The organism is Nocardia salmonicida NBRC 13393 (genome assembly GCF_001613085.1).
Taxonomy (GTDB): domain Bacteria; phylum Actinomycetota; class Actinomycetes; order Mycobacteriales; family Mycobacteriaceae; genus Nocardia; species Nocardia salmonicida.
Window position 1 is genome coordinate 1 of record NZ_BDBR01000031.1, and the last position, 13,451, is coordinate 13,451.

General features: G+C 69.1%; 15 protein-coding genes. 9 read left to right on the top strand and 6 right to left on the bottom strand.

From position 1 onward, the window contains the following. Together NS1_RS25820 and NS1_RS25825 are read left to right on the top strand one after the other, a co-directional pair. On the top strand, positions 1–655 hold a 655-nt coding region (locus NS1_RS25820; protein ID WP_157125383.1), incomplete at its 5' end, for an AMP-binding enzyme. Positions 656–718: 63 nt separating this feature from the next. Next, positions 719–1,402, top strand: coding sequence for an LON peptidase substrate-binding domain-containing protein (locus tag NS1_RS25825; protein WP_084504415.1), 684 nt, complete (start codon positions 719–721; stop codon positions 1,400–1,402). A 2-nt stretch (positions 1,403–1,404) separates the two neighbouring features. Here NS1_RS25825 and NS1_RS25830 read toward each other — a convergent pair whose 3' ends face one another. After that, positions 1,405–2,388 carry an NAD(P)-dependent alcohol dehydrogenase gene (locus NS1_RS25830; RefSeq protein WP_062988575.1) on the bottom strand — a complete coding sequence of 328 codons (984 nt, stop codon included), beginning with the start codon at positions 2,386–2,388 and terminating at the stop codon, positions 1,405–1,407. 243 nt (positions 2,389–2,631) lie between these two features. On the opposite strand from NS1_RS25830, the gene NS1_RS25835 reads away from it, so the two are divergent. Next, complete coding sequence (locus NS1_RS25835) at positions 2,632–3,054, top strand: QcrA and Rieske domain-containing protein (RefSeq protein ID WP_062988577.1); 423 nt, start codon at positions 2,632–2,634, stop codon at positions 3,052–3,054. 8 nt (positions 3,055–3,062) lie between these two features. On the opposite strand, the gene NS1_RS25840 is transcribed toward NS1_RS25835, so the two are convergent. Further along, the gene (locus NS1_RS25840; protein ID WP_056816387.1) at positions 3,063–3,533 is read right to left on the bottom strand and encodes a VOC family protein; all 471 of its coding nucleotides are present in this window, start codon (positions 3,531–3,533) and stop codon (positions 3,063–3,065) included. Between the two features lie 191 nt (positions 3,534–3,724). Between NS1_RS25840 and NS1_RS25845 the strand changes: the two genes are divergently transcribed. Further along, complete coding sequence (locus tag NS1_RS25845; RefSeq protein WP_062988579.1) at positions 3,725–4,573, top strand: TIGR03619 family F420-dependent LLM class oxidoreductase; 849 nt, start codon at positions 3,725–3,727, stop codon at positions 4,571–4,573. A gap of 13 nt (positions 4,574–4,586) precedes the next feature. Here NS1_RS25845 and NS1_RS25850 read toward each other — a convergent pair whose 3' ends face one another. Continuing rightward, complete coding sequence (locus NS1_RS25850; protein ID WP_084504417.1) at positions 4,587–5,303, bottom strand: sensor domain-containing protein; 717 nt, start codon at positions 5,301–5,303, stop codon at positions 4,587–4,589. Then, positions 5,300–6,253: a hypothetical protein gene (locus NS1_RS25855; RefSeq protein WP_062988580.1), complete on the bottom strand. Its 954-nt coding sequence runs from the start codon at positions 6,251–6,253 to the stop codon at positions 5,300–5,302. Before NS1_RS25855 ends, NS1_RS25850 begins: the two co-directional genes overlap by 4 nt. An 85-nt stretch (positions 6,254–6,338) precedes the next feature. Between NS1_RS25855 and lspA the strand changes: the two genes are divergently transcribed. The 3 genes from lspA to NS1_RS25870 all read left to right on the top strand — a co-directional run bounded on the left by lspA (position 6,339) and on the right by NS1_RS25870 (position 8,711). Continuing rightward, on the top strand, positions 6,339–6,956 hold the full coding sequence (gene lspA, locus NS1_RS25860) for a signal peptidase II (protein ID WP_056816396.1): 618 nt from the start codon (positions 6,339–6,341) through the stop codon (positions 6,954–6,956). After that, positions 6,953–7,879, top strand: coding sequence for an RluA family pseudouridine synthase (locus tag NS1_RS25865; RefSeq protein WP_062988582.1), 927 nt, complete (start codon positions 6,953–6,955; stop codon positions 7,877–7,879). Before lspA ends, NS1_RS25865 begins: the two co-directional genes overlap by 4 nt. A gap of 82 nt (positions 7,880–7,961) precedes the next feature. After that, on the top strand, positions 7,962–8,711 hold the full coding sequence (locus tag NS1_RS25870; protein ID WP_255284692.1) for a hypothetical protein: 750 nt from the start codon (positions 7,962–7,964) through the stop codon (positions 8,709–8,711). 16 nt (positions 8,712–8,727) lie between these two features. Here the strand turns inward: NS1_RS25870 and NS1_RS40255 are convergent, their stop codons facing one another. Then, the gene (locus NS1_RS40255) at positions 8,728–8,901 is read right to left on the bottom strand and encodes a hypothetical protein (RefSeq protein ID WP_157125384.1); all 174 of its coding nucleotides are present in this window, start codon (positions 8,899–8,901) and stop codon (positions 8,728–8,730) included. Between the two features lie 118 nt (positions 8,902–9,019). Next, the gene (locus NS1_RS25875; protein ID WP_062988584.1) at positions 9,020–11,443 is read right to left on the bottom strand and encodes an HAD-IC family P-type ATPase; all 2,424 of its coding nucleotides are present in this window, start codon (positions 11,441–11,443) and stop codon (positions 9,020–9,022) included. Between the two features lie 34 nt (positions 11,444–11,477). On the opposite strand from NS1_RS25875, the gene rarD reads away from it, so the two are divergent. Both rarD and NS1_RS25885 read left to right on the top strand, forming a co-directional pair. Further along, entirely contained in the window at positions 11,478–12,395 is a 918-nt protein-coding gene (gene rarD, locus NS1_RS25880; RefSeq protein WP_062988587.1) for an EamA family transporter RarD, read from the top strand. A 123-nt stretch (positions 12,396–12,518) separates the two neighbouring features. Continuing rightward, positions 12,519–13,448 carry an ADP-ribosylglycohydrolase family protein gene (locus tag NS1_RS25885; protein ID WP_082844261.1) on the top strand — a complete coding sequence of 310 codons (930 nt, stop codon included), beginning with the start codon at positions 12,519–12,521 and terminating at the stop codon, positions 13,446–13,448. The last annotated feature ends 3 nt before the right edge of the window (positions 13,449–13,451 follow it).

Below are 13,451 nucleotides of genomic sequence, written 5' to 3' on the forward strand. Positions count from 1 at the left end.
CGGAGTCACCGCGACCAAGCCCGGCGCGGCGATGGGCCCCCTACCGGGCATTTCCGCCGCGGTCGTCGACGACGACGGCACACCACTGGGTACCGACGGATCCGGTCTGCTCGTCCTGGATCAGCCGTGGCCGTCGATGCTGCGCGGCATCTGGAACGACATGGACCGCTACCGTGAAACCTATTGGCAGCGTTTCACTTCCGAGGGCTGGTACTTCGCCGGGGACGGCGCCAAGCTCGACGCCGACGGCGATCTGTGGATCCTGGGGCGCGTCGACGACGTCATGAATGTGTCCGGTCACCGCATCTCCACCGCCGAGGTGGAATCCGCGCTCGTCGGCCACCCGGCCGTCGCCGAGGCCGCCGTGGTCGGCGCGTCCGACGAGACCACCGGTCAGGGGATCGTGGCCTTCGTCATTCTCACCGGCAGGGCCGGTGCGGCCGAGTCGCTCGTGGCCGAGCTGAAGGCGGCGGTCTCGCTGGAGATCAGTCCGATCGCCAGGCCGCGTGAGATCCATATCGTGCCGGAGCTGCCCAAGACGCGCAGCGGCAAGATCATGCGCCGATTGCTGCGCGATGTCGCCGAAGGTCGCGAACTCGGCGACACCTCGACACTGGTCGACCCGACCGTGTTCGAGTCGATCGCCACCGCGTGAGCGGTCGGCGACGCGGTCCCTCGTCACCATGGAGCGTGCCCGACCTTGCCGAAAGGACACAGCATGAGCGCGCCGGATGGACGTAGTCCGCGCGACACCGGGCATGCTGGAACGGTGGAGATACCAATATTCCCGCTGGGCGCGGTGCTGCTACCCGGTGAGTCGCTGTCGTTGCAGATCTTCGAGCCGCGGTACGTAGCGCTGGTCGAGGACTGCACGGATGGGCGGCGGGAGCCGGAATTCGGTGTCGTGCTGATCGCGCGCGGGCACGAGGTAGGAGGTGGTGAGGTGCGCACGGAGGTGGGCACCGTCGCCAGGATCACCGAGGTGATCGAACTGCCCGGTTCGCGATACCGGCTGCGCTGCAAGGGAACCGACCGCATCCGCGTCGAGAAGTGGCTCGACGACGCCCCGTATCCCCGGGCGGAAACCGAGCTCTGGCCGGACGGCGCCGGTGCCGACGACGGCGAGTTGCTGGCGGGCTTGCGTGAACGCGCGGACCGTCTGCACACGCTGACGGCCCAGTTCGCGCGGCGCAACGGCATCCGCAGGCCGCCGCCGTCGGCATCGCTGGACGATCTGTCCGACGATCCGACCACCCGCTCCTACGAGCTCGCCGCCCGCCTGCCGATCGGGCCGACCGACCGCCAGTCGGCCCTGGCCGCCCCGGATGCATTCAGTCGGCTCGCGGCCCTGTCCACCTCCGTCGATGACGCGATCGCGATGATGGAGTTCCGCCTGCTGTGAGGTCAGTCCGTCGACGCGACGGTGATCACGATTTTCGCCCGCGCGTGTTCGGTCTCCATGTACTCGATCGCGGCGGGCGTTTCGGCCAGCGGATAGGTCCGGTCGATTGCCGGGCGGAGCAGGCCCGACTCGATCAGTTCCCGCAGTTCGGTCAGCGACTCCGAAGTCTGCTCGGCCGTGGGAACCCGGATAGCGGGTTTCACGAACGGTCGCGCCAGCTGACCGCGCGCGAGCAGGCCGACCGGGCCGAACCAGCTGCCGCCGTCGAAGTTGCCGCCACCGGACAGCACCAGCGTGCCGGTGGGTTCGACCAGGTGCAGCAGTGCCCGCAGGGTCCGCGTTCCAGCCAGGTCGAGGACGGTGTCGTAGCGGCCGGTCACGGTGTCGCGGGTGTAGTCGACGACGTGCTCCGCGCCGAGCGAGCGCGCCGCCTCGACATTGCGGGTGCTGCACACCCCGGTGACCTGCGCGCCCCGTGCTCGGGCGATCTGGACCGCGAAGGTGCCGACCCCACCGGACGCGCCGATGATCAGCACACGCTCCCCCTCGCCGACGTGGCGCAGGCAGGTCAGGGCGGTATTGGCGGCCAACGGCACCGCCGCGGCTTCCTCGAAGCTCAGATTCGCCGGTTTCCGGTCGAGCAACGCCCGCGGCACCGCGATGTACTCCGCGAACGCACCGCTGACCGCCTCCCCGAACACCTCCTCGCCTACGGCCAGGTCCGAGACACCGTCCCCCACCGCCTCGACGGTCCCCGCGAAATCCCCACCCTGCACCGGGTTCGTCGGCCCATGGCGACCGAACACCGACCGATCCATCCACCGCGCGATCTTCGGATCCCCCCGCATCACATGCCAATCCCGCGCGTTCACCGACGCGGCGCGCACCCGAACCAGCACCTCACCCGCGCCCACCGACGGCCGCTCGACCTCCACCGCCGCCAACATCGCCGCTGACCCGTATACCTGCTGCGCAATCGCCCTCACACCGAGAACGCTAGGCTCCCCCGACCGCCCACCACATCAGGGAATCCCCCGATCTACCCGGAGATTTCACGCCGGGTCGGCACTACCCGGCGAGGCACCGGCCGCTGGGGCGAACCGGGTACCTACGCGTCGAACAACGCCTGTAATCGGGTTCGGTCGAACCGGGAGGGGATGTCCGACGTTGACAGGGGAAGAGCCGGTCGGCGGACCGGTGGGGGTATCGACTGAATCGGAGAACGAGCGATGACCATCAACGATTTCTCGCTGAACCGGCGCGCTGTTGTCGTCGGCACGGGCGTGTTGGCCGCCGCGGCGACGCTGACCGCGTGCGGCGCCGCCGAGATGGGCGACGCGGCACCCGTGGCGCCGCCCGGGCCCGGGGCACCCGCCAGTGCGCTGGTCAAGGTGGCGGATGTCCCGGTGGGCGGCGGGGTGATCGTCGGCGACACGGTGGTCACCCAGCCGACCCCGGGCAACTTCGTCGGGCTGTCGTCGACCTGCACGCATGCCGGGTGCAAGGTCGCGACCGTGGCCGATGGCACGATCAACTGCCCGTGCCACGGCAGCCGATTCGGGCTCGACGGCGCCGTGCGTGGCGGGCCGGCCACGAAGCCGCTGGCCGCCGAACCCGTTCGCGTCGAGGGAGACTCGATCGTTCCCGCGTGAGCGGACGATCAGCCGGCGGCCTCCATCATCTCGGACATGCGCCGTTCCATTTCTTCCGGCGAGACGTCTTCGATGTGGGTGGCCACCGTCCAGCGGTGACCCCACGGATCTTCGAAGGCGCCGCTGCGGTCACCGTAGAACTGGTCGGTCATGGGGGTGGTCGCGGTGGCGCCCGCGGTGAGCGCCGCGGCGAAGGCGGCGTCGGCGTCGGCGACGTAGACCATCAGGTTCACCGGGGAGCCCCCGACGGACTTCGGGTCGACGAAGCCGATCTCGGGGACCGGGTCGCCGACCATGAGTACCGAGTCGCCGACGAGCAGTTCACTGTGGACGACGGTGCCACCCGGCCCGTCCATCTTCATGCGCACGGTCGCGCCGAAGATCGCGGTATAGAAGTCGATCGCGGCGGCCGCTCCCGCGCACGCCAGCCCGGGACAGATCCGCGGATAACCGTCAGGAAAGGGGGAAACATCAGACATCGGATACCTCCGTGTCGAGAGTGATGCTCGGACCGAACCAGCGTATTCCCCTCGCCTGATCGGGGAAAGGCCATCACCCGTTCGGCCGTCCCTCGAGATCAGGACTAGTAGAACTGGTTCTACTCATGTAGAACTGGGTTCAGGTTGTAGAACTTGTTTCAGTTTTGCTGTCGAAGTCGGAGGGCCGGGACGTGCGCTACGGGGTTGTGTTGTTCACCAGTGACCGGGGCATCACGCCCGCCGATGCGGCCAAGGCCGCCGAGGACGCCGGATTCGACGCGTTCTACGTCCCCGAGCACACCCATATCCCGGTCGTGCGCGCTGCGGCCCACCCGCAGACCGGGGACTCCTCGCTCCCCGACGACCGGTACCTGCGCACCCTCGACCCGTGGGTCGCGTTGGCCACCGCCGCCGCGGTCACCGAGCGGATCACGTTGTCGACGGCGGTGGCGCTGCCCGCCGAGCACCATCCGATCACCCTCGCCAAGACCATCGCCTCCCTGGATCACCTGTCCGGTGGCCGGGTGGAGCTGGGTGTCGGATTCGGGTGGAACACCGACGAACTCGCCCATCACGGCGTTCCCGCGAACAAGCGACGCACGGTGTTGCGCGAGAACCTCGACGCGATGCGGGCACTGTGGTCGCAGGAGGAAGCCGAGTTCTCCGGCGACTTCGTGAAGTTCGGAGCGAGCTGGTCTTGGCCCAAGCCGGTGCGCGCCGGGGTCCCGGTGCTGCTCGGCGCGGGCGGTACCGAGAAATCGTTCGGTTGGCTCGCGGCCAACGCGGACGGTTGGATCACCACCCCGACCGAAGGCGACCTCGGTGCCAAAGTCGAACTGCTGCACCGTGTCTGGAAGGACGCGGGTCGCGACGGTACCCCACGGGTGATCGCGCTGGCGGGTCGTCACGACGGCGAGCAACTCGCTCGCTGGGCCGACCTCGGCGTCACCGAGGTCGTCTTCGGCCTTCCCGACAAGAGCTCCGACGACGTCCGTGGCTATCTCGGCCACCTCGGCGGGAAACTCGCCGTCTCGGCGTGAGTCCGAACCGGTTTCAGCCGCGGAGCTTGCGCACCTGCGCCGCGGTGAGATCGGAGAGCACGCCGGGGTCGACGACTTCCGGCGCGGTGACGACCACCTGAACCAGCGTGTTGCCCACCTGGACCAGCGATGTCGCCGAGGTGAGGGTGAGCCCGTCGCTCGTCGCGGTCAGGGTGAACGCCGAGCGGGCGTCGCCCACGGGCGGCTGCGCGAGCGCGCTGGTTCGATACTCGATCCGCACTCCCGCGTCGTCACCGGAGTAGCTGGTACAGCGCCGGGGCTGGGCCTGGAGCGCGTCGAAGGCCGGAGCCAGCGCCGCGTCCGGGTAGCTCGCGGCGTCGATGTCGATGGTGGCGAAGCTGGGCCCCGCGAACTGCACCGACGCGGCCGCGGCCGACCCCGGCCACTGCTGCGCGATCGGCGAGAGCAGACGCCCGCAGTCCGGCGGATCCGTCGGCGCCGCAGGCGGTACCGCGGGCTCGGCGGCGTCACCGCGCGGCGGCACCACCGCGAAATCACCGGGCAGATCCGTAGCGGCGAGCAGACCGGCCGACAACTGCGCCGCATCGCGAACGACAGCGCCGGTTCCGGGGGCGGCCGTGACGGGGGCGGAGAACGGACCCGATCCCGGCGAATCCGCCGCGTCGTCGGACCCACAGCCCGCGACCGCGGCCAACCCGACACATGCCGAAACAGCCGCGCCGACGCGCAGCGCACCTGCTCGCATCATTCCGTCCAGGAAACGCGGGTCGACTGCGTCTGCACCAGGGTGCTCACGCTGCGCGCGTCCCGATAGGTCTGCTGGCCACCGATCTCGATGGAACCCGAAACCGGCAGCGGCATACCGAGATCGATGGTGATCGAGCCGACGCCTTCCATCACGTAGCCGTCGATGTCGAGCTCACCCGCGTCGTTGGGCAGCTCCCACACAGTGTCGGTGGGCGTCTGATTCACCTGCAGATCGATGGTGAGCCGGTCGCCCTCCCGGCTGGTGAGCGTGGCCGTGGTGATCTGGTCCAGGGTGACCCCGCCGGTGATCGTCTGGTGCACCGTCCACACCGCACCGACCCCGACAGGCTGGTCCGGGAACGCGATCGACTGATACACAGCCTGGTAGAAGGCCTGTTCGAGCGCGGCCCGCGCGGTATTCGGGGTATCCGGCGACGGGGCCATGCGCAGCTCGGTGATCGCGCCGAAGTCGCTCATCCCCAAACCGGCGTGTGAACCGTCGGCGGAAGTGAACGCCTTGTTGAGCGCGGGGTCGGGGGTGGTGACCGCGCCGACGGTGAGGTCGACGCCATCGCTGCCCGCGCGTGCGGTCATCGGGATGGTCAGCGCGGCGGGCGAGAAGTCGCGGGAGGGCTGATCGTTGACCTGCTGCTGGATCCGGTAGTCGGTGCGCAGCGTCACTTCCTGGGTAGTGCCCGTGGCATAGCGCGGCCGCAGCAGATCGCGCGGCTCCTCGCCGGGCGAGACCATCGTGGTGACCGCGGCCGAGATCGGCACGGTGACTTCCTTGCCGATGCCGAGCGGCTCGGTGCCGTCCACCTCCGCGGCAGGGGCCGAGCGGTCGGCACACCCGGCGCCGAAGGTCGCGAACCCGAGCACGAGCGCCACCAGTAACACCCCGGGGCGCGCGATGCGGGGTACGCGAGATCTAGACAACACCGTCACAGCCATCAGGGTACGACCGCTTCCTGAGTAACACCTGGGACTCCTCGGCACCGCGGCGCAGGCCAGATCACCACTAGGGAATGATGGACGCGTGAGTGAAGACCGGCCCACCGACAACGCTGCCGTCCCCGAGACCGGCGACGACTCAGCCACCCCCTCGGCCGCTGCCACACCAGAGGCCGCCGAGACGGCGAAACCCGCTGGTCGCCGCCGTTTGACGACGCTGCTGATCATCGCCGTCGTCCTGTTCGGGCTCGACCTGCTGACCAAATGCCTCGCGGTCGCCTTCATCGACCCGGGCGAATCGGTGCCGATCATCGGCGATTTCGCGCGGTTCACCCTGGTGCGCAACCCGGGCGCGGCGTTCTCGATGGCGACCGGCATGACCTGGCTGCTCACCCTGATCGCCGCCGCGGTGGTGATCGGCGTGATCCGGATCGGGCGCACCCTGCGTTCGCTGTGGTGGGCCATCGGCCTCGGCATGGTGCTGGGTGGGGCGCTGGGCAACCTGGTCGACCGGATCTTCCGATACCCAGGCCCGCTGCAGGGCCATGTGGTCGACTTCGTCGCCGTCGGCTGGTGGCCGGTCTTCAACGTCGCCGACTCGGCCATCGTGTGCGGGGCGATCCTGCTGGTCGCGCTCACCGTGTTCGGTTTCGAACCGGACGGCACCCGCAGCGGTCGCAAACACACCGAGGAGACCGTATGAGAGAAACCAGAACAATGCCCGTCCCCGATGGACTCGACGGGATGCGGGTGGACGCGGGGCTCGCCCGCCTGCTCGGCCTCTCGCGGACCGCGGTCGTGGCGCTGACCGAGGACGGCTCGGTGCAGATCGACGGGGTCGCCGCGGGTAAGTCCGACCGGCTCACCGCGGGCGCGTGGCTGGAAGTGATCTTCCCCGAACCCAAGCGCGAACTGACGGTCGAGGCCGCCCCGGTCGACGGGATGAACATTCTCTACGCCGACGACGACATCGTCGCCGTGGACAAGCCGATCGGCGTCGCCGCGCACTCCGGTGTCGGCTGGACCGGACCGACCGTGGTCGGCGGCCTGGCGGCGATGGGTTATCGCATCTCCACCTCGGGCGCGCACGAACGACAGGGCATCGTGCACCGGCTCGACGTGGGCACCTCCGGTGTGATGGTGGTGGCACAATCCGAACACGCGTACACGATGCTCAAGCGCGCCTTCAAGGAACGCACGGTCGACAAGCAATACCATGCACTCGTGCAGGGACACCCCGATCCGAGCAGCGGCACCATCGACGCGCCGATCGGGCGCGCGCGCGGTAATGCCTGGAAGTTCGCGGTGACCGGCGACGGCAGGCCGAGTGTCACCCATTACGACACCATCGAGGCGTTCCAGGCGGCCAGTCTGCTCGACGTCCACCTCGAAACCGGCCGCACGCACCAGATCCGGGTGCACTTCTCGGCGGTGCGCCACCCCTGCGCGGGTGACCTCACCTACGGCGCCGACCCGACGCTGGCCAAACGCCTCGGCCTGGAACGGCAGTGGCTGCACGCGCGTCAGCTCGGCTTCCATCATCCCGCTGACGGGCGCTGGCTCGAGATCACCAGCGAGTACCCCGCCGACCTAGCGGGCGCCCTGGACGTATTACGCAATGCCTGACGACCCGCGGTCGTCCGAACCGGCGCCGGACACGGCGCCGGACGACCGCGGGGAACCGCCCGCCGAACCAGCGGGAGCACCGGTGGACGACAGCGCACCCACCTCCTCGGAAACGCTCGGGAACATGCCCGCCGAGCCGGGATCACAGGCCGACGACGGCGATTCGGACGACCGACGACACTCCCTACGCAATGCCGTCATCTACGGGATCGCGACGATCGGTGCGGTGATCCTGCTGGTCGTCGCGTTCCGCGAGCCGCCGCCCGCGTCGGCGGTGGCGACCGACCGGCTCGGACCCGCACCCGGCGAGCAGGTTCAGCACTACCTCGACGACGCGCGGGCCTCGCTCGGCGGTGACGACGCCGACCAGCACTGGGCGCTGGTGTCGTTCTCCGAATACCTGACGCCCCAACAGATTCCGGCTACGGCCGAAGGGTTGCGGATCTCCGGGGTGATCCAGCACGTGCCGGTCGATCGGGTGCAGACACCGGTGATCACGGTCGCCACTGCGGCCGGCGACGAGCCCGCGGTGAAATCCGGCGAGGCGGCAGCGGGTCTGGTCGCGGCACAACAGTTCCGCGATCAGCGCAGCGCCGAGATCGCCCATCTCACCGAGTCGCGCCTGCGCGCGGGCTGCGCGTGCACGGCGGGCGTCGTCGTGCGCGGCACGCTGCCCCAATTACGTGACCTCGCAACACGATCCGGAGTTCGGGCGGTGCAGGCGCTACCGGCCGACGCCGTAGCGGGCCGGTTCGCGGTGAGCCCGTTGCTGCCGGGCAGCACCGATACCGTCACCCCGAACCCCGACGACGGCCCGGTTCCGACCGAGTAGCACTCCGGTCGGCCACCTACGGCCGATCGCCGGCACGGCGTGAATCGGCCAGCTCCCACAGCGTGCGTGCCCGGTCCACATCGCCGGCCTGGTCGTAGGCATCCGCCATCACTTCGAGCGCACCGGCATCGAGCCGGTCGACAGCCACGATGAGATCGGAAAAAAGATCGTCCAGTTCGTCGGGGGTCACCGGGTGGTCCCGAGACGGCGCGACAGCGTTACCTCCATAACCGGCAAAGGTACTCCAACACCGAATGTCGGTCCGGCACAAGGGTTCTGGAATCGGTTACGGCAGGGTCAGCTACTCCTCACGCCCCCTGCGCGCCCACCGGAGGAAAGAGCTTGCCCGCGCCGCCGGAGCGCCGGGCCTGCACCCACCATGCCAGCTCGACCAGCACGATGCCGATCGCACCGCACACCACCGCGGCCAGCGTCAGCCGCGGATTGGACGGGTCGAGTTTGAAGAACTCGCGGGTGAACGGGATGGTGAACAGCGCGACGTAGGCGAGTACGGAGACCGCGATCAGCACGACCTTCCACCACACATACGGCCGCGCCACCAGCACGAGCACCCACACCGCGATCATGATCAGCGTGATCAGCGCGGTGGTGCCCGCCTGCACCTTCTGCGTCTCCGAGGCTTCCGGTCCGGCGTAGGCGATGAGGTAGGACACGAACGTCGCGACGCCGATCACCACGCCCGACGGCACGGCCAGGCGCATCACCCGACCGACGAAGCCGGTGCGGGCGCGCTCGTTGTTGGGCGCCAGCGAGAGCACGAACGCCGGGATGCCGATGGTGAACCAGGCCGCGATGGTGACGTGGCGCGGCAGGAACGGATACCCGATGGGGTCGTAGCCGAAGATCTGCGAACCGACGCCCGCGATGCCGACGAGGAAGGCCAGCAGCACCGAGTACACGGTCTTGGTGAGGAACAGGTTCGAGACGCGCTCGATATTGCCGATCACCCGGCGGCCCTCCCCCACTACGTACGGCAGGGTCGCGAACTTGTTGTCCAGCAACACGATCTGCGCCACCGCGCGCGTGGCCGGGCTACCCGCGCCCATCGCGACGCCGATATCGGCATCCTTGAGCGCCAGCACGTCGTTGACGCCGTCACCGGTCATGGCGACGGTGTGCCCACGCGACTGCAAGGCGCCGACCATGGCGCGTTTCTGGTCGGGACGGACCCGGCCGAAGGTGGTTTCGTGGTCGAGGATGTCGGCGAGCGCGGCCGGATCGTCGGGCAGGGTGCGCGCGTCGACGGCGTGGTCACCGCCGGGCAGGTCGAGCGAGGAGGCGACCGCGCCGACGGACACGGCGTTGTCGCCGGAGATCACCTTGATCGAGACCTGCTGGCTCGCAAAGTATTCCAGGGTCTCCTTGGCGTCCGGCCGCACCTTCTGCTCGAGCACCACCAGGGCGGCGGGCTCGACCCGGCCGGGCGCGTCGTCGGCGTCGACCGGGCGGTCGCTGCGTGCCAGCAGCAGCACACGCAGACCCGACGAGCCGAGCTCCTCGGCATGGGCCGCATCGGCGGAGCCGGAATCGAGCAGCACGTCGGCGGCGCCGAGCAGCCAATCCCCCTGGGCGCCATAGGAAATGCCGCTCCACTTCTTGGCCGAGGAGAACGGCGCGATGGCGGTCTGCGCCCAGCCGGGCGAGTCGGGCAGCGCCTCGGCGATGGCCTGCACGCTGGCATTGGGGCGCGGGTCGTCGCCGGCGAGTGCGGCCAGTGCGGTCTTCACCTGTGCCTCGTCGAACGCGCCGAGCGGTTCGACCTGAGCCAGTCGCATGCCGTTCTCGGTGAGGGTGCCGGTCTTGTCCGCGCACACCATGTCGACGCGGGCCAGGCCCTCGATCGCGGGCAGTTCCTGGACCAGGCACTTGCGTTTGCCCAGACGCACCACACCGACCGCGAAGGCGATCGAGGTCATCAGGACCAGGCCCTCGGGAACCATCGGCACCAGCGCGGCGACCATCCCGGTCACGGCGGGTCGCCACGATTCCCCGCTGGAGACCAGCTGGTTGTAGATGCTGAGCAGACCGGCCGGAATGAGCAGGTAGGTGATGAATTTCAGGATTTTGTCGATACCCGAACGCAATTCGGAGTGCACCAGCGTGAACTTGCTGGCTTCCTCCGCCAATTGCGCGGCGTAGGCGTCCTTGCCGACCTTGGTCGCGCGGTAGGCGCCCGAACCCGACACCACGAAGCTGCCCGACATCACCGGCGCGCCGACGCCCTTGTGGATCGGGTCGGCCTCACCGGTCAGCAGCGACTCGTCGATCTCGAGCGCGGCGGCCTCTTCGACCTCGCCGTCGACCACGATCTGATCGCCGGGGCCGAGCTCGATCAGATCGTCCAGGACCACCTCGCCGGGCGCGACCTGCTGAGCGAGGCCGTCGCGGCGCACGGTCGGCTTGGCCTGGCTGACGATCGCCAGCTCGTCCAGGGTGCGCTTGGCCCTGACCTCCTGGATGATGCCGACCGCGCTGTTGGCCACGATGAGCAGCCCGAACATGCCGTCGATGATCGAGCCCGTCGAGAGTACGAGCAGGAACAGCACACCGAGAATGGCATTGATACGGGTGAAGACATTCGCGCGAACGATCTCGGCGACCGAACGACTCGCCCTGGCCGGGACGTCGTTGGTGCGCCCGTCGCGGCGACGCTCATCGACCTGTGCTGCGGTGAGCCCGGCGGCCGCGGGTTCCTGCACGGATATGGACATGCTCGCCAGATTAGCCGGTCGTAACATGGGATGAATGCAGCGCAGCTCCTCCCCGCCCGGCGTGATTTTCGGTGCGGGGGCCTACCTCATCTGGGGTTCGTTCGCCGCCTTCTTCGGGCTGCTGTCGTTCGCCTCACCTGCCGAAGTGGTGGCGCAGCGGATCGTCTGGACGCTGGTCGTGGTGCTGCTCGTGCTCACGCTGACAGGGCGACTGGGGAACTTGCGCGGGATCGATGCCAGGACCTGGCGTCTGGCGGCCGCGGCGTCGGCGGCGTTGTCGCTGAACTGGGGCGTGTACGTCTTCGGCGTCACCACCGGGCACATCGTGGAATGCGCGCTCGGTTACTTCATCAATCCGCTGGTCACCGTCGCCATCGGCGTGTTGCTGTTCCGGGAACGACTCACCCGGGCGCAGTGGGTGGCGTTGGGGCTGGGCGCGCTGGCGGTGGTGGTGCTGACCGTCGACTACGGCAGACCGCCGGTGATCGCGCTGATTCTGGCCTGCTCGTTCGCCACCTACGGGCTGGTGAAGAAGGTGATCCGGCTCGACGCGCTGCCCGGGATCGCGGCCGAGGGCATTGTCGCCGTTCCTTTCGCGCTGGCCTTTCTGATCGTCCTGATGGCCACCGGCCGCAGTGAGATGACCTCCAGCCCTGCTCATTTCGGTCTCATGCTGGCCACCGGGCCGGTCACGCTGCTACCGCTGCTACTGTTCGCCGTCGCGGCCAAGCGGGTCCCGCTCTCGACCATGGGCATCCTGCAATACCTCACCCCCGCCCTGCAGATGGCCTGGGGCGTGGCGGTCATGCACGAACCCATGCCCGCCTCCCGTTGGGCCGGATTCGCCTTGATCTGGACGGCGCTGGCGGTGTTCACCACCGACGCCCTGCTGCGGGCGCGCCGCACCAGGCAGCTCTCGGTGACCGAGACGGCGGACGCGACCACGCACTAGCCCGATTCGGTGTCACACCGGAAGCTCGATTCGGTGTCACCCCGGCGTGAATCGCCGGTGGATCACAAGCCGACCGGTAGGCTTGTCAAGCGGACAATCGGATAGCGGACACACCCGAGAGGGGTGGATTCTGTGCACGATGCGGGGTACTCGGATCGGGTCGCCGGCGTGCTGGTCGGTACCGCCGCCGGTGATGCGCTGGGGGCGGGCTACGAGTTCACTCATCCGGGGCCGGACACGGTGATCGACATGATCGGCGGCGGGGTATTCGACTGGGCGCCGGGCGAGTGGACCGACGATACGTCGATGGCCGTCGCCGTGGCGGTAGCCGCGTCCAGTGGGCCGGGAATCGATCTCGACGCGGTCGCGGCCGGGTTCGTCTCCTGGTACGACTCGAAGCCGCCGGACATCGGGAACCAGACGCGAAACGTGCTGTCCGCCAGGCCTTCCTCCGCGCTGGACATGCAGGCCGTGGCGATGTCGCTCACCGGCCGAACCGGCGGAAACGGCTCGCTGATGCGGACCGCGCCGGTCGCGCTGGCCTATCTCGACGACGCCGCGGCATGCATCGCGGCAGCGGGCCGGGTCGGGTTGCTCACGCACCACGACGAGAACGCCGTCGAGGCATGCAAGCTGTGGACCTACGCGATCCGGCACGCGGTGCTGAACGCCGATTTCGACGGAGTTCGCGAATATGTCAGCGGCTCACCACAATCCGCGTACTGGACCGACCGTCTCGACGAAGCGGAGAAGGGCACGCCCGCCGACTTCCCGAACAACGGCTGGGTCGTGCACGCCCTCCAGACCGCGTGGTGGGCGATCACGAGCACCGACCAGTCGACGCCCGAACACCTTCCGCTCGCCTTGGAGATGTGTGTCCGCGCCGGAAACGACACCGACACCACCGCGGCCATCGCGGGCGGCCTCCTCGGCGCCCGCTGGGGCGCCTCGGCCGTCCCCGCCCGCTGGCGCGGCCTCCTCCACGGGTACCCCGGCCTCACCGGCGCCGACCTTCCCGATCTGGCCCTGCGGATCGCCACCAACTCCCGCTGACGC

Coding starts and splice junctions, on each gene's coding strand:
- NS1_RS25865 (WP_062988582.1), top strand. CDS start 6,953: ATGAGAGAAACCAGAACAATGCCCGTCCCCGATGGACTCGACGGGATG.
- NS1_RS25835 (WP_062988577.1), top strand. CDS start 2,632: ATGACCATCAACGATTTCTCGCTGAACCGGCGCGCTGTTGTCGTCGGC.
- NS1_RS25840 (WP_056816387.1), bottom strand. CDS start 3,533: ATGTCTGATGTTTCCCCCTTTCCTGACGGTTATCCGCGGATCTGTCCC.
- NS1_RS25825 (WP_084504415.1), top strand. CDS start 719: ATGAGCGCGCCGGATGGACGTAGTCCGCGCGACACCGGGCATGCTGGA.
- NS1_RS25875 (WP_062988584.1), bottom strand. CDS start 11,443: ATGTCCATATCCGTGCAGGAACCCGCGGCCGCCGGGCTCACCGCAGCA.
- rarD (WP_062988587.1), top strand. CDS start 11,478: ATGCAGCGCAGCTCCTCCCCGCCCGGCGTGATTTTCGGTGCGGGGGCC.
- NS1_RS25855 (WP_062988580.1), bottom strand. CDS start 6,253: ATGGCTGTGACGGTGTTGTCTAGATCTCGCGTACCCCGCATCGCGCGC.
- NS1_RS25850 (WP_084504417.1), bottom strand. CDS start 5,303: ATGATGCGAGCAGGTGCGCTGCGCGTCGGCGCGGCTGTTTCGGCATGT.